This window comes from Caproiciproducens lactatisolvens (assembly GCF_052443335.1).
Lineage (GTDB): Bacteria > Bacillota > Clostridia > Oscillospirales > Acutalibacteraceae > Caproiciproducens.
This window is the reverse complement of record NZ_CP195750.1, coordinates 2,533,115-2,551,881: the sequence shown is the minus strand read 5'-3', so window position 1 is coordinate 2,551,881 and position 18,767 is coordinate 2,533,115. Positions and strand designations below refer to the sequence as shown.

At 54.5% G+C, this 18,767-nt stretch carries 20 protein-coding genes; 11 read left to right on the top strand and 9 right to left on the bottom strand.

Going from position 1 to position 18,767, the window contains the following annotated elements; translation table 11 throughout:
• Positions 1-9: 9 nt before the first annotated feature.
• The 10 genes from neuB (at position 10) to ACRQV7_RS12450 (ending at position 10,434) form a co-directional block, all read left to right on the top strand.
• Entirely contained in the window at positions 10-1,008 is a 999-nt protein-coding gene (gene neuB / locus ACRQV7_RS12495) for an N-acetylneuraminate synthase (protein ID WP_444658388.1), read from the top strand.
• Positions 998-2,041, top strand: a complete 1,044-nt coding sequence (locus tag ACRQV7_RS12490; protein ID WP_444658387.1) for a Gfo/Idh/MocA family protein — start codon at positions 998-1,000, stop codon at positions 2,039-2,041. The genes neuB and ACRQV7_RS12490 overlap by 11 nt, the downstream gene beginning before the upstream one ends.
• Positions 2,038-2,973 (top strand): Gfo/Idh/MocA family protein, encoded by a 936-nt coding sequence (locus ACRQV7_RS12485; protein ID WP_444658386.1) that lies wholly within the window; start codon positions 2,038-2,040, stop codon positions 2,971-2,973. The genes ACRQV7_RS12490 and ACRQV7_RS12485 overlap by 4 nt, the downstream gene beginning before the upstream one ends.
• On the top strand, positions 2,970-3,719 hold the full coding sequence (locus ACRQV7_RS12480) for an acylneuraminate cytidylyltransferase family protein (RefSeq protein ID WP_444658385.1): 750 nt from the start codon (positions 2,970-2,972) through the stop codon (positions 3,717-3,719). The genes ACRQV7_RS12485 and ACRQV7_RS12480 overlap by 4 nt, the downstream gene beginning before the upstream one ends.
• A gap of 125 nt (positions 3,720-3,844) precedes the next feature.
• A complete protein-coding gene (locus tag ACRQV7_RS12475; RefSeq protein ID WP_444658384.1) occupies positions 3,845-4,891 on the top strand; it encodes a nucleotidyltransferase family protein in 1,047 nt (348 codons plus the stop codon).
• 57 nt (positions 4,892-4,948) lie between these two features.
• On the top strand, positions 4,949-5,263 hold the full coding sequence (locus tag ACRQV7_RS12470) for a hypothetical protein (protein ID WP_444658383.1): 315 nt from the start codon (positions 4,949-4,951) through the stop codon (positions 5,261-5,263).
• Complete coding sequence (locus tag ACRQV7_RS12465) at positions 5,256-5,591, top strand: hypothetical protein (RefSeq protein WP_444658382.1); 336 nt, start codon at positions 5,256-5,258, stop codon at positions 5,589-5,591. Before ACRQV7_RS12470 ends, ACRQV7_RS12465 begins: the two co-directional genes overlap by 8 nt.
• Entirely contained in the window at positions 5,569-7,521 is a 1,953-nt protein-coding gene (locus tag ACRQV7_RS12460) for a motility associated factor glycosyltransferase family protein (RefSeq protein WP_444658381.1), read from the top strand. Before ACRQV7_RS12465 ends, ACRQV7_RS12460 begins: the two co-directional genes overlap by 23 nt.
• The gene (locus tag ACRQV7_RS12455; protein ID WP_444658380.1) at positions 7,505-7,876 is read left to right on the top strand and encodes a tetratricopeptide repeat protein; all 372 of its coding nucleotides are present in this window, start codon (positions 7,505-7,507) and stop codon (positions 7,874-7,876) included. The genes ACRQV7_RS12460 and ACRQV7_RS12455 overlap by 17 nt, the downstream gene beginning before the upstream one ends.
• Before the next feature lie 2 nt (positions 7,877-7,878).
• The gene (locus ACRQV7_RS12450) at positions 7,879-10,434 is read left to right on the top strand and encodes a glycosyltransferase (RefSeq protein ID WP_444658379.1); all 2,556 of its coding nucleotides are present in this window, start codon (positions 7,879-7,881) and stop codon (positions 10,432-10,434) included.
• Between the two features lie 94 nt (positions 10,435-10,528).
• On the opposite strand, the gene ACRQV7_RS12445 is transcribed toward ACRQV7_RS12450, so the two are convergent.
• A complete protein-coding gene (locus tag ACRQV7_RS12445; RefSeq protein ID WP_275715242.1) occupies positions 10,529-10,900 on the bottom strand; it encodes a DUF4183 domain-containing protein in 372 nt (123 codons plus the stop codon).
• A 233-nt stretch (positions 10,901-11,133) separates the two neighbouring features.
• Here ACRQV7_RS12445 and ACRQV7_RS12440 point away from each other — a divergent pair, with 233 nt between their 5' ends.
• A complete protein-coding gene (locus ACRQV7_RS12440; RefSeq protein WP_444658378.1) occupies positions 11,134-11,799 on the top strand; it encodes a class I SAM-dependent methyltransferase in 666 nt (221 codons plus the stop codon).
• Positions 11,800-11,923: 124 nt separating this feature from the next.
• On the opposite strand, the gene ACRQV7_RS12435 is transcribed toward ACRQV7_RS12440, so the two are convergent.
• From ACRQV7_RS12435 to ACRQV7_RS12400, 8 genes are all read right to left on the bottom strand, one after another.
• On the bottom strand, positions 11,924-12,388 hold the full coding sequence (locus ACRQV7_RS12435; protein WP_444658377.1) for a hypothetical protein: 465 nt from the start codon (positions 12,386-12,388) through the stop codon (positions 11,924-11,926).
• Positions 12,389-12,464: 76 nt separating this feature from the next.
• On the bottom strand, positions 12,465-13,190 hold the full coding sequence (locus tag ACRQV7_RS12430) for a FadR/GntR family transcriptional regulator (protein WP_444658376.1): 726 nt from the start codon (positions 13,188-13,190) through the stop codon (positions 12,465-12,467).
• 32 nt (positions 13,191-13,222) lie between these two features.
• The gene (locus ACRQV7_RS12425; RefSeq protein WP_444658375.1) at positions 13,223-13,990 is read right to left on the bottom strand and encodes a fumarylacetoacetate hydrolase family protein; all 768 of its coding nucleotides are present in this window, start codon (positions 13,988-13,990) and stop codon (positions 13,223-13,225) included.
• A 17-nt stretch (positions 13,991-14,007) separates the two neighbouring features.
• Entirely contained in the window at positions 14,008-14,718 is a 711-nt protein-coding gene (locus ACRQV7_RS12420; RefSeq protein ID WP_275715252.1) for an ABC transporter ATP-binding protein, read from the bottom strand.
• A 16-nt stretch (positions 14,719-14,734) separates the two neighbouring features.
• Positions 14,735-15,514 (bottom strand): ABC transporter ATP-binding protein, encoded by a 780-nt coding sequence (locus ACRQV7_RS12415; protein ID WP_444658374.1) that lies wholly within the window; start codon positions 15,512-15,514, stop codon positions 14,735-14,737.
• A complete protein-coding gene (locus ACRQV7_RS12410; RefSeq protein ID WP_444658373.1) occupies positions 15,511-16,509 on the bottom strand; it encodes a branched-chain amino acid ABC transporter permease in 999 nt (332 codons plus the stop codon). The genes ACRQV7_RS12415 and ACRQV7_RS12410 overlap by 4 nt, the downstream gene beginning before the upstream one ends.
• Before the next feature lie 17 nt (positions 16,510-16,526).
• Positions 16,527-17,417: a branched-chain amino acid ABC transporter permease gene (locus tag ACRQV7_RS12405; RefSeq protein WP_275715258.1), complete on the bottom strand. Its 891-nt coding sequence runs from the start codon at positions 17,415-17,417 to the stop codon at positions 16,527-16,529.
• A 73-nt stretch (positions 17,418-17,490) separates the two neighbouring features.
• Positions 17,491-18,741, bottom strand: coding sequence for an ABC transporter substrate-binding protein (locus ACRQV7_RS12400; protein WP_444658372.1), 1,251 nt, complete (start codon positions 18,739-18,741; stop codon positions 17,491-17,493).
• Positions 18,742-18,767 lie beyond the last annotated feature (26 nt).

Genomic DNA, 18,767 nt, shown 5'->3' with positions numbered 1-18,767 from the left:
GCAGGGCAAATGAAAAAAACACTGATCGTGGCGGAAGCGGGCGTGAACCATAACGGCAGAATCGATCTGGCCTGCCGGCTGATTGACGCCGCCGCGGAGGCCGGGGCGGACTATGTAAAATTCCAGACCTGGAAAAGCGAAGCGATCATATCAAAATACGCAAAGAAGGCGGCGTATCAGAAAGAGACCACCGGCCCGGAAGAATCCATGCTGGACATGGTCAGAAAGCTGGAACTGCCCTTTGAGAATTTCCGGCGGCTCAAGGACCACTGCGACGCGGCGGGGATCGGGTTTTTGTCCACTCCGTTTGACACGGAAAGCGCCCGGTTTTTATCCTCCCTGGGCATAAAAATCCTCAAGATCCCTTCGGGCGAGATCACGAATCTGCCGCTGCTGGAAACCATCGCCGGGCTGCCCGGCTCTGTTTTTCTGTCGACCGGCATGAGCGAGCTCTGGGAAATCCGGGACGCCGTCTCCGTCCTGCAAAGGAACGCGAAAAAAGATATTACGGTGCTGCACTGCAACACGCAGTATCCGACGCCCATGAGGGACGTAAACCTGCGCGCCATGCAGACCCTGAAGGAACAGCTGGGGCTGCCGGTGGGGCTGTCGGACCATTCGCAGGGAATCGAGGTTCCCATTGCCGCCGCGGCGCTCGGGGCCCGGGTCATCGAAAAGCATTTCACGCTGAGCCGCGGGATGGAGGGCCCCGACCACCGGGCGAGCATAGAGCCGGATGAGCTTTGCAGGATGGTCAGGGACATCCGCAATATCGAGCAGGCGCTCGGCAGCGGGGAAAAGCATGTGACGGATTCCGAGAGGGAGAACCGCGGCATCGTCAGAAAGAGCATCGTCGCTTCCCGCAAGATTTTCAAGGGAGAGGTGTTTACCGGGGACAATATCACGGCGAAAAGGCCGGGGACGGGGATTTCGCCGATGCGCTGGTATGATGTTCTGGGAGCGAAGGCCGTCCGGAATTTTGAGGAAGACGAAGAGATTGAGTTTTAGGCGGGAGCGGATTTTACGGCCGTATTCGGAAAGGAAATTTGCGATGAAGCTTCTGGTGATTGGTCTGGGCTCCATGGGCAGAAGGAGGATTGGACTGCTCTTAAACCACTTTGACGGCATCACGGTATGCGGGGCCGACATCCGGGAAGAGAGAAGAGCCCAGGCCCAGGCGCTTTTCGGCATTCCCGTTTACGCGGACGCTTCCACGGCGGCCGAACGGGAAAAGCCGTACGCCGCTCTAATCTGCACTCCCCCGGCCGGCCACAGCGCCGTCATTCTGGACTGCGTGAAAAAGGGACTGCACATTTTCAGTGAAATCAATTTGCTTTCAGACCGGTATGAGGAGATTTTGCAGGCCGCAAAAGAGCACCGGGTCAAACTGTTTTTATCCTCCACCCTGCTTTACCGGGGGGAGATCGAAAAGATCAGGGACTGTGTTCTGGAGCAGCCGGAAAGGGTGAATTACCGGTACCATGTCGGCCAGTACCTGCCGGATTGGCATCCGTGGGAAAACTACCGCGATTTTTTCGTGAGCGACCCGCGAACCAGCGCCTGCCGGGAGATTTTTGCGATTGAACTGCCGTGGATTCTGCATACCTTTGGGAAGATAAGGCGGCTTACGGTTTTCAAAGATCATCTCTCCTCGCTGGAGCTCGGGTACCCCGATAATTATTTTGTTGTGCTGGAACATCGAAACGGGAACAAGGGAATCTGGATCGTGGATGTCGTCTCCAGAAAAGCGGAACGGAACCTTCTGGTCTATTCGGAAAAGCTGCACCTTACCTGGGACGGAACGCCGGATAGCCTGTACCGGTACAATATAGAGGAAAAAAGGACGGAGAAAATAGAGACCTGCTCCAGCGTGCTCAGGGATGAAAAGTATGCGGAGACGATCACGGAAAACGCTTATCTGAAGGAGCTCAGGGTATTTGTCGATAAAATAACCGACGGAAAAAACAGGGAACGGTATACCTTTGAGGAGGACCGGAAAACCCTGCGGCTGATCGACAGAATCGAGGGGACAGGGCCTTGAAGGTCTGCTTCTGCGGGCTGGGTTCCATAGGAAAACGGCACCTCCGGAATTTGACCGCCGTTGCCCGCGGGCGGAACCTCCCGCTGGAAATCTACGCGCTGAGAAAAACCGGCGCGGCGCTGGACCGGGAAACGGAAGCGCTTCTCGCCGGACAGCTTTTTGGGGAAGAGGAGCTCGACAGCGATTATGACATCGCCTTCATCACCAACCCCACCAGCCTGCATTATGCCGCAATCCGGGCAATGGCGGGCAGAGCAAAGCATCTGTTCATTGAGAAGCCGCTGTTTGACGGCGGGGATTACCGGCTGGAAGCCCTGCACCTGAACCCCCGGGGCGTGTATTATGTCGCGGGGCCGCTGCGGTTTTCGCCCGTGATTCAAAAGCTTGGGGAAATTTTACCCGGAGAACAGGTTTACAGCGTCCGGGTCATCTGTTCCAGCTATCTGCCGGACTGGCGGCCGGGCGCCGACTACCGGCTGGTGTACAGCGCCAGAAAGGAGCTGGGCGGCGGCGTCGCGCTGGACCTGATTCATGAGTGGGATTATCTGGTCGCCCTGTTTGGCTTTCCGCAAACGGTTTCCAGCGTTTTAGGGAAATATTCGCGCCTTGAAATCAATAGCGGGGACCTGGCGGTCTACCTTGCTCGGTACCCGGATAAAGCGGTCGAGGTGCATCTGGACTATTTCGGCAGGGTGCCGAGGCGCGAAATAGAGCTTTTTACCGAAGCCGGCACCATTACCGGCGATCTTTTGGCAAACACCGTCTCGTTTACGGACGGCAGGGAACGGCTTCGCTTTGAGGAAGAGGAAAATGAAAGCTATCTCAGGGAAATGCGCTTTTTTATCGATCATATTTGCGACAGAACTCCGTACAGCAATCTTCGCCGCTGTCAGGCAATTTTAAATATTGCTTTGGGAAAGGAGGTCCTATGAACATTCTGATTACGATCTGCGGCAGAGCCGGTTCAAAAGGAATTCCAAATAAAAACATGCGGCTCTTTTTCGGGAAACCGCTGATCGATTATTCCATAGCGGCGGCCTGTCTTTTTAAGAGAAAGCACCGTTTTGATACGGTGGACGTCTGTGTCAGCAGCGACAGCGACCAGCTTTTGAAAATGGCCGAACCTTACGGCCCAATCTGCATCAAAAGGCCGGAGGAGCTTGCCCTGGATGTGTCGCCCAAGCTTCCGGCCATCCGGTACTCGCTTCACGAGATGGAGCAGGAATCCGGAAGACAGTACGATTATGTCGTTGATCTGGATATCACGTCGCCCTTCCGCAAGACCGCGGACATCGAATCCGCGCTGGAGAAAGCCGTGAGAAATCCGGATACGGATGTTGTTTTCTCCGTGGTTCCCTCCAGAAGGAATCCCTATTTCAACATGGTGGAACAAAGGGACGGGGAAATGAGGAAGGTGCTGGACGGCGGCTTTACGGCGCGGCAGCAGGCGCCGAAGGTCTACGACATGAACGCGTCCATCTACTGCTACCGGCGAAACAGCCTGTACAGCAGGCTGAAGCTGTCCCCCCTTGACGGAAAATTCGATGTTTTCCTGATGCGGGACACCGCGGTGCTGGACCTTGACTGCGAGGACGACTTCAATCTTCTGGAAATACTGGCGTGCTATTTCTTTCAGGAGGAGTTCAAAGAGCTGTACGACTATGTCAGCAGGATGTAAGGCGGAGGAAGATCCGACGACATGCCCTGTCACCAAAAATGCCCCGAAAAATATAATGGGAACAGAGATTCCGGCATATAATGAACAACTGTTTATTAAAAATACTGCACGGACAGGGGCACGCCATGAACGACTGGGAAAAAATACGAATATCACCGGATACAAAAATTCAGAAGGCCATTGAAATCATCGATGCGAGCTCCCGGCAGATCGCCGTGGTAACGGACCGGGACGGAAAATTGCTGGGTACGGTTACGGACGGGGACATCCGCCGGGGCATCCTGAAGGGCATTCCGCTGAGCTGCCCGGTGGAAGACATTATGAACCCCCATCCGGTTACGATCCCCGAAATGAAGGATCAAACGAGCATCCTGAATATTCTGAAAGTCAATAAGCTCCGGCATCTTCCCGTGGTGGACGGCGCGGGCCGGGTAGTGGGGGTCGAGTGGATCGACGACCTGATCCAGTTGTCCAGAAACGAGAACTGGGTCGTGATCATGGCGGGGGGAGAGGGGAAACGGCTCGGCCCGCTGACGGACGGCTGCCCGAAACCGATGCTGAAAATCGGCGGCAAACCCGTGCTGGAAACCATTTTAAACCAGTTTATCAAGCAGGGATTTTATCAGTTCTGCCTTTCGGTCAACTACCTGTCGGAACAGATCCGGGATTATTTCGGCGACGGTTCCAAATGGGGCGCGGAGATCCGGTATATTATGGAAAAGGACGTGATGGGGACGGCGGGCTCTTTGAGCCTGTTTCCGGTAAAAACAGACCGGCCGGTGCTTGTCGTCAACGGGGATATCCTGACAAAGCTGAGCTTTGAGCAACTGCTCGATTTTCACCTGAGCCGTCGGGCGCGGGCGACCGTCGCCGTGGCGACCTACGATTTTCAGGTCCCGTACGGGGTGGTGAAAGTCAATAAAGACAGGCTGATCGGGTTTGACGAAAAACCCGTTTACGCCAGCTTTATCAACGCGGGGATTTATGTGCTGAACCCCGAGGTTTTGAGCGGCATTCCGAATGCCTATTTTGACATGAACCGTCTGCTGGAAAATATGCTGAAAAACAAGGAACCGGTCTGCATTTTCCCGATTCGGGAATATTGGATCGATATTGGAAAGCCGGAGGATTTTCATCAGGCAAATCTGGATTTTCCCGGGGTGTTCCGATGAAACGCGGCCGGGCCGCAAAGGGGAGCCCCCGGTTACGGAAACGACGGGAGGGAGCATATGAGAATCAGAGAAAATTTTCACGATGGCTGTGAGCTTTATACGGAGGAACTGCGCAAACGGACTGCGGACATATTTCGGCAAGCGTTTCAGATTACGGAAATGAAGCGGCTGCTGGCTGAAATACGGAAGCAGTCCGTTTTGCTGCGGGAGGTATTTCTGACGGAGGAGGAAATGGAGGAAGAACAGAAAACAGCGGATGATTTCGACGCCAAAATGCGGGGGACGGTCTCTTTTACCCTGAACAATCTGGAAACGTACCAGCAATCCGCCTGGAAAGAATTGATTTACAAAGGAGACGTCGGCCATGAATGAGTTCACTCCGCTCTGTGAGCGGAACGGCCGGTTCCGGGAATCCCTGCGTTCGTCCGTCGGTCATTTCAGAAGGGGAGAGGACCACTTGGGGCTTGACGAATTCCTGAACAGCCTGGATGATCTGGAAAGCATCCTCGATTATTTACAATACGTGGGAGAACCGGAAATAGAAATAGAGGAATTGCTGGAGGCCCTGAAAGAGCTGCCCGCGTATCTGCGCGCGCAGGATGTGACCGCCCTGACCGACGCGCTGGAATTCACGGTTTATCCGCTGACTGAGAAATGGATCGGGGGTGTGACGGAAAATGACGATAGCCCCAGAGGATAAAACAAGGGAGACGTATGAAAAAAATCTGCGGCTCCTGGCTCCGTGGATACAGGACTCCCTGACAAAAATAGAGGAAGAGGAGCTGTGGCGGAAAATAGAGGTTCGCTACAACGGGGAGGGACTCCCCGTCTGCCGGTATCATCAGGGGGAAAACAGCTTCCGGATCACGGGCGCGCGGCCCGCTGAGGAAGCACAGCAGTGGTACGCATCCCTCCGGGAGCGTGAAACGGGTTGCATCTTTCTGTACGGCAGCGGCTTCGGCTATCCGCTGTTTGAGGTGTTCGCGCAAAAAAGGCCCAACACGCTGGTGATCCTGTTCGAGGAAGACCTGTACCTTTTTAAAGCGATGCTGTATTATTTCGACCTGACGCCGATCATCGAGACGCGCAAAATCATGATTTTCATCGGTGACAGCGGCCATTTCGCCAGGGCCTTCGACCAGCTGTTTCTCAGCATTGTTTTTTACAGCTGCACTTATCCCACCCCTGCCTTTACCCTTGCCGCAAGGCGGAATTTCAGGGAGCAGTATCTGAAAATCCACAGGTATGTCTATGCGAGGCTGTCCCTGTTTACATTCTATACGGGAAACGACCATATGGACAATCTGATCGGGTTTTGCAATCTGCTGGGAAATGCCGGGGAAGTGCTGCGAAACCCGTATTTAAGCTGTCTGAAGGACCGGTACAAAAATGTTCCCGCGTTCATTGTCGCCAACGGTCCGTCGCTGGATAAAAATATGAAACAGCTGAAAAAAATCCGGGGAAAAGGGCTGGTGATCTCGGTGGAGTCCGCCATCGTTCCGCTGATGAAAAATCACATTGAACCGGATATCCTGACCATCATTGAGCGCACTCCGGAAACCTATACCTATCATTTTGAAAACAGGGATTACCCAAAGGACATGGCCTTAATCTGCCTCGCGCTGGTCGATCAAAGGGTTTTTCCCTCCTTCCCCGGCCCCCGGATTCCCGTGTTCCGGAAAGGGGAGGCTTTAAACGACTGGTTCAACCGGCACCTTGGGGACGAAAGCGCGCTGGAAGCGGGCGCCAATGTGTCCCACCTCGCTTTGGAACTCGCCGCGTATCTGGGCGCGAATCCCATCGTGTTTGTGGGGCAGGATTTTGCCTACGGCCCCAGGGGCGCCACCCACAGCAGGGGCGCGGCCTACAATGAGGAAAAAGGGAAAAAAGCGAAGGAAATCTTACAGGCGATGCCCGTCGTCTATGTGGAAGGAAACAACGGCAGGAAGCTTCCCTCCAACTGGCTGTGGTCGGATTTCAAATTAGGGCTGGAAATGAAGATCGCCGCCCATCCGGAAATCCGTTTTCTCAACGCCACGGAGGGCGGGGCCAAAATAGAGGGAACGGCCTGCGAAAAGCTGAGTCAGGTGATTCAGGAATACTGTACGCAGCCCATTCCCTGCCGTATGAATGAATTTATTTTGGAGAATAAGGAAAAGCTGTCTCTTCCCGAAAGGCGGGAACGTCTTGCGCAGTTTATCACGGCGGTGGAAACCTATGCGGGCCTGTACAGGAATCTGGTCGGGGAGGCGGTCGGCGCCCGGCTGGACTGCAAAAGGATGGTCCGGCTGAACGAAGGGGAAGACAGCGAAAAATACCGCGCGCTGCTTGACCGGACATACCGGAAAAATTGGGAGCGGTATCAGCTCTTTCTTTCGGACGCTATGTACCGCTGCTTCCTGCAGCAGGTTTTCTTTGTCTATTATTATCTGATGAACCGGCTGGGACCGCCGGATACGCCGGAGAAGATCACAGAGGTTTTCAAGCTGCAGTATAATTTTTTCAGCCATCTGCAGGTTGTCTGCCAGAGTGTCTCGGTCCATCTGGAAAACGCTGTGGAGGAACTGAACAGGGTGCTGGATGAACTGGAAAACGAAACGGAGGGGGCGGAAAATGAACAGCCTGAATGACCTGCAGCGGAAACTCGGACTTTTCCTGAAGGAGCCGGAAAATCCCCGGCTCCTCAACGGGATCGGGGTGCTGCTCTATCAGATGGAGGATTGGGAAAATGCCGGAAGGTATTTGAAAAAGGCATATGAGCTGGACCCGTCCGATCAGGATATCCTTTATAATTACGCAGCCCTGCTGGGCACCCGGTTCCGGTGGAAGGAAGCCGCCGCCGTCTATGGGGCGTATCTTGCGCTTTGCCCTCATGATGAAAAGGCGATCGAAAAGATGGGGGATTCCTTCTATCAGCTCGGCGAGTACGATTCGGCGGCCCGGACGTATAAACTGCTCCGGGAAACGCGGAAAGGAGCGTCCTGATCATGGAGGAAGGAAAACGGCTGAGCCTGTGCATGGTTACAAAAGACGATGAGGAATTCCTTTCCGCGTGCTTTGAAGAGCTTCAGGGTGTCGCCGACGAAACCATTGTCGTCGATATCGGTTCCCGCGACGGGACGGCCGCGCTTGCCCAAAGGCTCGGCGCGAAGGTTTATCAGATGAAATGGGGGGACAGCTGCGGCGAAGCGAAAAATTTCTGCCTTGATCACGCAAACGGAAGATGGGTCCTGTTCCTGCAGCCGGGCGAAAAGATCCGCGAAGAGCACGTGGAAAGAATCCTTCCGCTTCTGGACAATCCGAACGTGGAAGGGTATCTGTTTCATGTGAACAATCCCTCGGAGGAACATTCCGTTTCCTCCCCCGTACAGTCGCTCCGTTTGTTTCGGAACCGCGGGAAATACCGCTTCCGGTACCGGTCGTTCGAGCAAATTCCGGATGAGCTGCTCGGCGCGCTGGAACTGGCTCCCGTTACGGTTGTACACAGGGATGATTCCGTGCTTTCCAGGGAACTCGATATGCGGGTCCCTCTCCTTTCAAAGGATTTGGAAGAGCATCCGCAGGACGGTTATATACAGTATCTGGCCGGTATCGAGCTTCTGAACCGCCGGCAGTACGGGGAGAGCCTTCCGTATTTACAGGCGGCGTACGCCGGTGCGAGCTTCGGGGAGCTCTTCGCCCCCCATTTACTGAAATGCCTGGGCTGGGCTTATCTTTGCCTGCAGCGGTATGAGGAAGCGCTGAAAATCCTGAACGAGGGCGTTGAAAACTTCCCTTTTTACTCGGATTTTTTGATTCTGCGCGGGGAGCTGCACAAACAGCTGGAACGGTATGGGGAAGCGTTTCAGGACTTGAAAGCCTGTATGAAAATCAGGGAGCAGCCCGATACCTGCGTGCCGGGGCCGGAGATCGACAGCGCCGTTCTGTTTGAAACGCTGGGAGAGCTCCATGAGCGGCTGTGCAACGACCGTCAGGCGCTGCGCTGTTACTGCAGGGCCTGTGAGCGGGACGGTGCGGATGACAGCCTTCTGTATTCCGTCGGGCGGCTGGCCCAAAAGACCGGTTCGCCGGAAATCATGGAAAACCTGTGGGAACAGTCCGTCCGGCAAAAAAATCCGCGGCGGCTGATGATACTGACGGATATTCTTTTCCAGCAGCGGGAGTATCCGAAAATTCTAAAAAATCTGGAATGCCTGGAATCGTTGCTGGGAAAAGGGGAGCAGACGGAAAGCATCCGCCTTTCCTGCAGCCTGATGCTGGGGGACGCTGTGGAGGATTTTTCGGCCGTTGACGGGAACAGCTCTTTTTACAGCGAGCTTTTGCTGCGGCGGATAGAAAACTGCTGGTTTCGCGACGATTGGCCGCAGGCACAGCGGCTGCTTCTGGAAATGGACGGCGTGCAGGAGATCGACGCGCCGTTAAAGTCCCTGTTCCGGCTGATTCAGGACCTGTTTACCGGAAGGCAGACGGGGACCCGGGCGCTCGGGCGGCCGGAGGCTGAAACGGCGGTCCGGCTTCACAACCATCTTCTCTGGCTGGGCCGGCAGGAAAAAGCGTCGGTCCTACTGCCGGTTTTGCTTGCGTCGGCGGACGGGGAAGGCATGATGAGCCTTGCGCAGGAATGGGCGCGGCAGGACCGGTTTCCAATGCTCCGGACAATTTTCGGCCATGTTTCCGGTGAAGAACAGCAGATCGCGTTCAAGCGGCAGGTCATAGAGCAGCTGCTGTCCGACGGTCTTCTGGAAACGGCGAAAAAGGTGATGCAGCTGGGCAAACCGCAGTCCATAGGGGATTTGGAGTATGTGCTTTGGGCCAGATTCTTTATGGAGAAGCTGGGAAAATGGATACGGAGTTTGCGGGGAGGGACGCAGGAGAGCGAAGAAGGCGAAGCTTTCCCCGCGCCGGACCGGCCGGACGATGCGCTGTTACGGTTTTATCACAGCTTGGATCCGGCGGCGAAATCGGGCGAAGGCGCTTTCGGTGAGGACGATGCAAACCTTGCAAACGGGGAAATACACAATCGTATCGGAGATTTTTATGAAAGACAAAAGAAAGGGGAGATGGCCCTGTGCGCTTATCTGCGGGCGCTGCAACGGGATTTCCTGAACGAATACGCACAAAAAAAGGTGAAGGCGCTGTTTAAAGAAGCGCCGGACCGCTTCCGTGACTTTTTGGAACAGACGGAATGGGTGCCGGAAGGAGAATGGTTCTGCCACCGGGAGGAGTTTGTCTACTTTATTTACGGGTTGATCCATTTTCAGAGCTGCCTGTTTGAACAGTCCTATGCATTTTTTTCCCAGACGGCTGCGGGGGAAAAGAGTTACCCCGCCGCGCTCGCCTACCGGGTCGGGATTCTGTGGCTGGAAGGAAAGGAAACGGAAGCCGGAGCCCTGCTGGATCAGCAGGGGAGAACGGCGGAACTGATTCGGCTGCTCGACCGGATATGCAGAAGCTATGTTTTGTGCAGGCTGGAGGAAGGACGCCGGAAATACCCGTACAGCGAACGGATATCCAGAGAGAGGGAAGAGATACGCAATGGATAATGAAAAGGATGCGCGGTAAAACGCATCCTCTTCGTGCCTGCGAAAGCGGAACAAGGGGGGCGGCTGTTCGGTGGGAAACGGCCGTGTACTCCGTTTAGCCGGTGATGGAAGTGACCGGCGCGAAGTTGGTTACACCCAAAGTAATGGGGGAACTGGCCAGAATGGTGACCGGTGCGGTGAGCGCGGCGTTGCCGATGGTAATGCCGGCCGCGGAATCGACGGTGTACATACCGGACTGAGTCAGTGTGCCGTTGATGAATAACATATAGAAACCGTTGTTATCGGTTGCGGTCGTTATCTCGGCTACCGTGGCGCCGTCGTCATCCACCAGACTGCCGGGCGCTATGGTGTAGGAAACAGTGGAGGTGATGGTGATATCCGCAGAGGTTGTTCCAAAATACCTCGACTGTGTCGGCACTGTTTCGGTTGCACCGGCCATAACCAGTTTGAATAACTGTAATGCCATTGATATCCTTCTTTCTTTTTTCAGTGTCAATTTCCCGTTTGCGGGCGGTATCCCGTGTCAGCGGCTGCAGGACCGGGCGGGGGCTTGGGCTTTCCATGCGGTTGGGCAGAAAATATCCTTCTTAATCCCTGCCGCCCGTGTTTCAGGGTACATGACACTAAGCTATATATATAGTATGCGGCGGGCTTTTTGCAGGGAACCGCAAGATGATTTCGACGATAGGGGGAACGAAAATGGACAGCTTTGACCCGGCATGGGAAGAGATTTTTCAAAATCAGGAATGGGGCAGGTACCCCGGCGAAGAAGTCATCCGCTTTGTCGCGAGGAATTTTTACAAAGGCGACCGGACCCGGATAAAACTGCTGGACGCCGGCTGCGGAACGGGGGCCGTCACCTGGTACATGGCCAGAGAGGGCTTTGACGTTTACGCTTTCGACGGTTCGGAAACGGCCGTCCTTAAAGCCAGGGAAAGAATGCGGGAGGAGGGGCTGCGCGCCCGTATCTGTGTCAGCGATGCCGCCGGTATGCCCTATTCCGATTGCTTTTTCGACGGTTTGGTGGACTCGGCCATGATCAACGGCAATACGGTCCAAAACATAAAAATGATTTTACAGGAATGCTTCCGCGTGCTGAAGCCGGGCGGCAAATTCTTCTCCACCGGCCTGTTCAAGGCGGGAATGACCTACGGTACAGGGGAGAAGCTGGAAGAAAATACTTACCGGGAAATTACCGCGGGGAATCTGGCCCACAGGGGCACGGTCCATTTTTTCGGGGAGCAGGAGATTCAGGCTCTCTGGTCGGAAGCCGGATTCCGGAATATTGTCATTGACTCCATCGAAAGAACCGAGCAGGGCGGGCAAAACAGGATATCGTATTATCTGGCGGAGGCCGAAAAATAACCGCTCCGGCGGCAAAGAAACAACCCCCTCTGCGGACAGTGGCTGTCTGTCCGCTTTGGGGGTCGTTCCTTATTTGCCTGGAAGAGTTTATGACTTCAATTTATGTCATGAATGATTGGAGCTTTCAGATTTCGGGAATCCCCTCCAGCGGCTCCGCGGGGCTGAGGCGGGGAGCGTCCATTGCGGGACTGGCCACAATGATCGTAACCGGCGTGTCGTCCTGCGCCACGGCGACGAAATGGGCCTTGCCGGGATGGATGACGATTTGCGTGCCGGCGGGGACTCTGACGAGCTGGACGCTGTCCATATCGATCTTTCCGTCTTTTATGTCAGCAAACGGCATGATGGCGGTCCCCTGCACAAAATAGAACATTTCGCAGTCCTCATGGTACTCCAGCTCCGCAAAAACCGGCGTATGCTTCCAGATGTTCAGCACCCCGCCCGCCAGTGTGCTCTGTTTCATACCGGCGCGCAGGGTCGTCGCTCTCCACTCAAACCAGTTTTCCCGGTAAACCTGCGCGGCCCCGGGCATCTGGACGTCTACGCCCCTGACCAGGCCGGGGGCAATATCCTGTATTTCCTTTTTCATTGCAAAACTCTCCTTTTTATTTCATCCGGCCTTCTGCTGAAAGCCGGATGAGTTCAATCTGTATAAGGCTTTTCTGTCACAGCGTTTTTTTCATACTTTCGGGCTGCAGATTTTTCAGCATTTTCAGATAATTGATGCGTGAATTGGCAACGTGGACTCTCATCTCTTCTACAGCGTCTTCTACCTGATTGGTTACCATTGCGTTGTACATTTTGCGGTGCCCTTCCTGCGCGTTCAGGCCTTCCCTGTGGCTTTTGAAGGACTCGCAGCGCAGCTCCCGCTGCAGCCAGTTGATATTGTCCATGATGTTCAGGATAAACTGGTTCCGGCTTGTCTCTAAAATTGCCTTGTGAAATTCATAATCGGTTGTTTCCATGACGCTTGGGTCGCCCGATTCCACCGCCTGCTCGAACGCCAGCAGCTTCTCGTGTATCTTTTCCATGTCCGCGGGAGTCGCCCGTTCCATCGCCAGCTTGATCGCCAGCGGCTCCATTGCGCCTCTCACGTTGACAAAGTCGGTGATTCTCGTTTTATTCTGCTCATACCAATCCTCGGCGTTCTGCTTTTCATTGCCGACGGGATTGATGATGAACACGCCTTTGCCGCACAGCACCTCTACGATTCCTTCCGCCTCCAGCACGCGGATCGCTTCCCGGACCGCGGAGCGGCCGATGTTCAGGATTTGTCCGATTTCCGCCTGTGTCGGCAGCCGGTCGCCGATCTGATAGCCTTCGGTCTGTATCAGTTCTTTCAGTTTTTCTACTGTCTGGTCAGTTACAGACACCTTGTGAATGGGTTTCATATTCCTCACTCCCTTTGCTGCAAAGCTTCCTTTTATCGTATTTGGGCGGCTCTCACTGTGTTTGTCAGCCGTCCGATCTGTTCGATTTCCACATCCACCGCGTCGCCGGGACGAATGGGCCCTACGCCGGAAGGGGTTCCCGTCAGAACGACGTCCCCCGGTTCCAGAGTCATGATCCGCGAAAGGTAGCTGACAAGCTCATACGGCTGAAACAGCAGCTGGGACGTGTTGGAGTGCTGGACCAGGCGGCCGTTCAGATAGGTCCGTATTTCCAGATTTGCGGGGTCGGCCTGCGTCTGGATGCAGGGGCCCAGCGGCAGAAAGGTATCAAACCCCTTCGCGATGGTCCACTGCCCGTCCGTCGGCTGATAGTCGCGCGCGCTGACGTCGTTTGCGCAGGTGTATCCCAATATGTATTCCGCCGCGTTTGCCTTTTTAACCTGTTTTGCCTTTTTCCCGATCACGATCGCCAGCTCGCCCTCGTAATCCACGTGGGAGGAAATGGCGGGATACTCGATTTCCTGCTGCGGCGCGATTACCGCAGTGCTCGGTTTCAGGAACACGACCGGCGATTCCGGCGTTTTTGCCCCGGATTCCGCAATGTGGTCCTTGTAGTTCAGCCCGATGCAGACCGCCTTTCCCGGCATGACCGGGCTTAAAAGCCGGACCCGGCAAAGCGGAACCGTTTCCCCGGTTTCGGAAAAGCCGCTCCCGATATCGCCCTTCAGGCGGCGGACGGTCTGTTCTTCCAGGCTTCCGAATTCCGTTTTTTCTTCAAACTGGTAACGGATCAGTTTCATAATGCACCATCTTTCCTTTATCCGCCAAGATACGCTTTTTTGATCGTCGGGCTGTTCAGCAGTTCCTTGCTGTTTCCGCACTGCACCATGTGGCCCACTTCCATGACATAGGTCCTGTCGGAAATGGACATGGCCATAAATGCGTTCTGTTCTACGATGATGACGGGGATTTTGCGGACCTCGTGGATTTTTACGATCGCGTCAAACATTTCGCTGACGGTAACTGGGGCAAGGCCCAGAGAAGGCTCGTCGAACATAATGAGCTTCGGGTCGGACATCATTCCTCTGCAAATGGCAAGCATCTGCTGTTCGCCGCCGCTGAGGGTGCCCGCCAGCTGCTTGGAGCGTTCCTTCAGCCGGGGGAAAAGGGCGTAGGATTCCTCGATGTTTTTGTTCAGCTCCGCTTTGGAAAATTTTCTGTTAAATGCGCCCATTTCCAGATTTTCAAGCACGGACATTTCGGGAAAAACCTCGCGGCCTTCCGGAACATAGACGATTCCCCTGTGAACGATCTTGTGGGCGCGGACATTGCCGATCTCCTCGCCCATGAATTCGATGGAGCCGCTGCTGGCTTTGTTCAGCCCGGCGATCGCTTTCATCAGCGTGGACTTTCCCGCGCCGTTGGCGCCGATGATGGACACGATCTCTTTGTCGTTGATCTCCATGGAAACGTCGAAGAGGGCTTGCACTTTCCCGTAAAATACGTCAATCTTATTAATCTTTAGCACGGTTCAACCTCCTCCTTTAGGCTTTCTCGGACTGGTATCTGTTGCCCAGATATGCCTTGATGACTTCCTCGTTGTTCTTAATCTCATCCGGCGTACCCTCTGCGATTTTTGCACCGAAGTTCAGAACGGTGATCCGGCTGCAAATGTTCATGACGACGTCCATGTTGTGTTCAATCAGGAACAGGTCGATGCCAAGGTCGAAGGTTTTCAGCATGATATTGACGAACTCCACACGCTCGGAAGGATTCAGCCCGGCCGCGGGCTCGTCGAGGAAAAGCAGCTTGGGGTCCATCATCAGCGCGCGGCCCAGCTCGGTCATTTTCTGGCGTCCGTACGGCAGCGACGAGACTTTTTCGTCCTTCAGGTCGTACATGCCGATAAAATCCAGAACCTGTTTTGCCTTTTCCTCCACCTGTTTTTCTTCCTGCCTGCTTTTGGCGGGATCGACCAGAAAGCGGAGAATGCCGGCGGGCATCATCTGATGACCGCCCACCATCAGGTTTTCCATTACCGTCATGGAGGTGAACAGCTTCAGGTTCTGGAACGTCCTTCCGATTCCCAGCCGGGCGATCTGGTGGGTAGGCATTCCGCTGATTTCGGTGTCCCCGTAGAAAATCCGGCCGCTCGTTACCGGAAAAGCGCCGGTAATCATGTTGATGGTCGTGGTTTTTCCGGAACCGTTCGGCCCGATCAGCGCGTGGATGTTCCGCTCAGCCATTTCGAAGGTCAAATCGCGTACCGCGACCAGCCCGGAAAAGTTTTTTACAACATTTTCAGTTCTTAATATTGTCTTCATTTGGCGATCCTTCCTCCCCATATTTCCCGGGCTTTCTTAATGGAATGGAATATATCGAAATGCCTTTCCTGCCTTTCCGATTTTTTGAAAAGCGACACAATGCCGTACGGCAGGAACACTGCGAAAATCAGCGTGATAATACTGAAAATCAGCCAGTAATAATTCTGCATAAAGCGCAGGATTTCCGGCAAAAGGGTTACCATGACGGCGCCCAGTATGTTTCCCGCTACGGAGCCGATGCCGCCGATCATCATCATAACAAGGTAGTTTACCGACAGGTCCTGATTGAACGCCGTCGGATTGATGTAGCCCATCATGTGGGTATACAGGAAACCGCCGATACAGCCGTAGACGGCCGCCATTGTGAAAGCAAGGATTTTCAGGTTTGCGACGTCGATTCCGCACGCTTCCACCGCGTCGCTGTTGTCGCGGATGGCTTTGAAGACCCTGCCCCATTTGGAGGAAACGATTCTTGCCGCCGCGATGGCCATAATAATGGTAAGAGCAAAATAGAGGTAATAGATTTTAAACGGCGTGTTGAATTCAAACCCGAACAGATTCAGGAAAGGGATGTTCTGAACGCCCTGGGAGCCTCCCGTAAAATCGATGGCGTTGGTGAGAATCAGCCTGACGACCTCGCTGAAACCGATCGTGGTCAGCGACAGATAGACGCCCTTTACACGCAGGCTGGGGTAGCCGAGCCCTCTTCCGATCAGGAAGCCGATCACAATGGCAATCGGGAAGCCGAGCCAGACCGGGGTGCCCAGCTTGGTGCACGTCAGCGCGGAGCCGTAGGCGCCCAGCGCGAAAATGCCCGCCGTGCCCAGATTCATCTGGCCGGTCAGGCCGGTAATAAAGTTCAGGCCCATGACCACGATGATATTGACAAACACCTGATTCATCAGCTGCTGGTGATAAAGATTGCTGTCAAACAGAGGGAATGCAATGAGCAAAGCCATTACCAGGGCCATCAGCGCAATTTTAACTTTTTTCATATCCGGCATGCTCCTTTCTAACGCAGGTTTTTCCGGTGTCCCAAAATGCCGGACGGACGGACCAGCAGGAAGATGATCATCAGCACGAAGCCGACACAGTCCTTGTAAACGGCCGGAAGCACGATGGTGCTGAAATTTTCCAGGACGCCGAGGAAAACGCCGCCCGCGATGACGCCGGGCAGATAGCCGAAGCCGCCGATGACGCCGGAGGAAAAGCCCTTGAGCCCGATCATATTCGCCATGGCGGTATCCACCGTGAACAGCGGGATGACGAGCATGCCGATGACCGTACATACCAGGGAACTGAGCACGATGGTAAACACGATGTTCTTGCTGACGTCAATTCCCATCAGCGTGGCGGCTTTTTTGTTCTGCTGTACGCAGCGCATGGCCTTTCCCGTTTTGGTCGTCTTGAAGAAAATCTGCAGCGAGGCGACCAGCAGAGACGATATGACAATGATCCAGACATTGACGCGGCCGATAATAATGTTTCCGATCTGATAGGTTCCCGTCAGATAATTCGGAAGGGTGAAGGGAATGGGCCCCCAGATCAGACGCACCAATTCCGAGATGATCCGTCCAAGCACGACGGTGCCCATAACGGCAAAAATAGGAGAGGCCATGCTGCGCAGGGGATTGAAAATCCCGACCGCCACCAGCACGCCGAAAAGAAACATTACCAGCAAGGACGCGAGCACCCCCAGGGCCGGGGGAAGGCCCATCCGGATTACGAAGGTACCCGCAAAGATGTAGGCGCTCAGCATAATGAATTTGTCATGGCTGAAATTCAGAAGACCGGTTGAATTCCAGACCAGAGTGTATTCGATGCCGACCAGAGCATAAATAAAGCCCATGGCAACGCCGCTTACGATTAATTGCAAGACGCTTTCCAGCATTGTTTTTTTCATCTTCTTTCCGTATTGTCATAAAAAATCCGCCTGTTGCTGCGGCGCAAGATGCAACAACAGGCGGGAAGTGCACTTACTTTACGTCGACAGAAATCGTCTTGATAACCTGAGGAACCTTGCTCTTGATCTGAACCAGCTTGCACTCGTGGATCAACTCGTTGTTGCTGTCGGCATGATATGTACCGGATAATCCGGAAACATCCTTGGTGCTGGCCAAAGCCTCGCGGATTGCTTCCCTGTCGGCTTTGCCGGCGCGGGTGATCGCGTCCGCGATCAGGTAAGTGACGCTGTAGTTGTTGCCCGCGTACTGATCCGGGGCAATCCCGTATTTTTCTTTAAAACGTTTTGCAAAATCCTGCACTTCCTCGGACGGATCGGTAATTACGAAATCGCATACGCTGTAGAAGCCTTCGACGGCCTTTTCGTCGATCAGGTCGAGCACCTGCTGCGTGGAGGTGGCGGTGGAGGTGATGACAGGCTTGTTCAGGTTAAGCTCATAGAACTGACGTGCTGTCAGCGCGGATTCCGCGTCGTCCGTCCAGGAAATCACGACGTCGACATTTTCGTTTTTCAGCTTCATGATCTGACCGGTCAGGTCCTTGTCGCCGGAGTTGTGTCCTTCGGAAACGAAGGGGACGCCGACCTTGGTAAGATAGGCTTCGATCACGCCTTTGCCGCCTACGCCGAAATCGTTGTTGTTGTAGGAGATTCCGACTTTTTTGGCGCCCAGGTCCTCCACCGCGTATTTCGCGGCGACTTCCGCGGAAATCGCGTCGCAGGGCCTGATTTTAAACAGATATTCGTTGCCGATGGTTCTCAGCTTCGGGCTGGTTCCCTGTGACAGGAACGGAACCTTCGCCTTTTTCAGGGTATCGCTGGCCGCCATGACGCTGCCGCTCAGGTGGGGCCCGATAATGGCGACCACGTCGGGGTTGCTGGCCAGCTTGTTGACCGCGTTGATAACGACGCTCTGGTTCGATTGGTCGTCCGCGACCTCAATCACCAGCTCCTTGCCCAGCACGCCGCCCTTGGCGTTGATTTCCTCAACCGCCATTTTTACACCCTGCAGCGTTCTTTCGCCTGCCATCGGGATGCTTCCGGTGATACCTGCGGAAACGCCGATGGTGATTTTGCCGTCAAACTTCTGCTCTGCAGCGGAATTTGCCGTGCTCGGACTGCCGGAAGCGTCCGACGACTGTGAATTGCCCGCGCACCCATAGGAAAATGTCAAACATAATGCCATTACCAAAGCCGTGATCTTCCTGAACCAACTCTTGCCGATGGTGGTTGCCCCGTGTGCACTCATGGTTTCGACCTTTTTCATTGTTTTTTTCTCCTCCTAAAATAATA

Excerpts from the sequence above, each read along its gene's own strand:
- neuB (WP_444658388.1), top strand. The coding sequence starts at position 10 with ATGAAAAAAACACTGATCGTGGCGGAAGCGGGCGTGAACCATAACGGC.
- ACRQV7_RS12480 (WP_444658385.1), top strand. The coding sequence starts at position 2,970 with ATGAACATTCTGATTACGATCTGCGGCAGAGCCGGTTCAAAAGGAATT.
- ACRQV7_RS12475 (WP_444658384.1), top strand. The coding sequence starts at position 3,845 with ATGAACGACTGGGAAAAAATACGAATATCACCGGATACAAAAATTCAG.
- ACRQV7_RS12470 (WP_444658383.1), top strand. The coding sequence starts at position 4,949 with ATGAGAATCAGAGAAAATTTTCACGATGGCTGTGAGCTTTATACGGAG.
- ACRQV7_RS12465 (WP_444658382.1), top strand. The coding sequence starts at position 5,256 with ATGAATGAGTTCACTCCGCTCTGTGAGCGGAACGGCCGGTTCCGGGAA.
- ACRQV7_RS12460 (WP_444658381.1), top strand. The coding sequence starts at position 5,569 with ATGACGATAGCCCCAGAGGATAAAACAAGGGAGACGTATGAAAAAAAT.
- ACRQV7_RS12455 (WP_444658380.1), top strand. The coding sequence starts at position 7,505 with ATGAACAGCCTGAATGACCTGCAGCGGAAACTCGGACTTTTCCTGAAG.
- ACRQV7_RS12450 (WP_444658379.1), top strand. The coding sequence starts at position 7,879 with ATGGAGGAAGGAAAACGGCTGAGCCTGTGCATGGTTACAAAAGACGAT.
- ACRQV7_RS12445 (WP_275715242.1), bottom strand. The coding sequence starts at position 10,900 with ATGGCATTACAGTTATTCAAACTGGTTATGGCCGGTGCAACCGAAACA.
- ACRQV7_RS12440 (WP_444658378.1), top strand. The coding sequence starts at position 11,134 with ATGGACAGCTTTGACCCGGCATGGGAAGAGATTTTTCAAAATCAGGAA.
- ACRQV7_RS12435 (WP_444658377.1), bottom strand. The coding sequence starts at position 12,388 with ATGAAAAAGGAAATACAGGATATTGCCCCCGGCCTGGTCAGGGGCGTA.
- ACRQV7_RS12430 (WP_444658376.1), bottom strand. The coding sequence starts at position 13,190 with ATGAAACCCATTCACAAGGTGTCTGTAACTGACCAGACAGTAGAAAAA.
- ACRQV7_RS12425 (WP_444658375.1), bottom strand. The coding sequence starts at position 13,990 with ATGAAACTGATCCGTTACCAGTTTGAAGAAAAAACGGAATTCGGAAGC.
- ACRQV7_RS12415 (WP_444658374.1), bottom strand. The coding sequence starts at position 15,514 with ATGAAGACAATATTAAGAACTGAAAATGTTGTAAAAAACTTTTCCGGG.
- ACRQV7_RS12410 (WP_444658373.1), bottom strand. The coding sequence starts at position 16,509 with ATGAAAAAAGTTAAAATTGCGCTGATGGCCCTGGTAATGGCTTTGCTC.
- ACRQV7_RS12405 (WP_275715258.1), bottom strand. The coding sequence starts at position 17,417 with ATGAAAAAAACAATGCTGGAAAGCGTCTTGCAATTAATCGTAAGCGGC.
- ACRQV7_RS12400 (WP_444658372.1), bottom strand. The coding sequence starts at position 18,741 with ATGAAAAAGGTCGAAACCATGAGTGCACACGGGGCAACCACCATCGGC.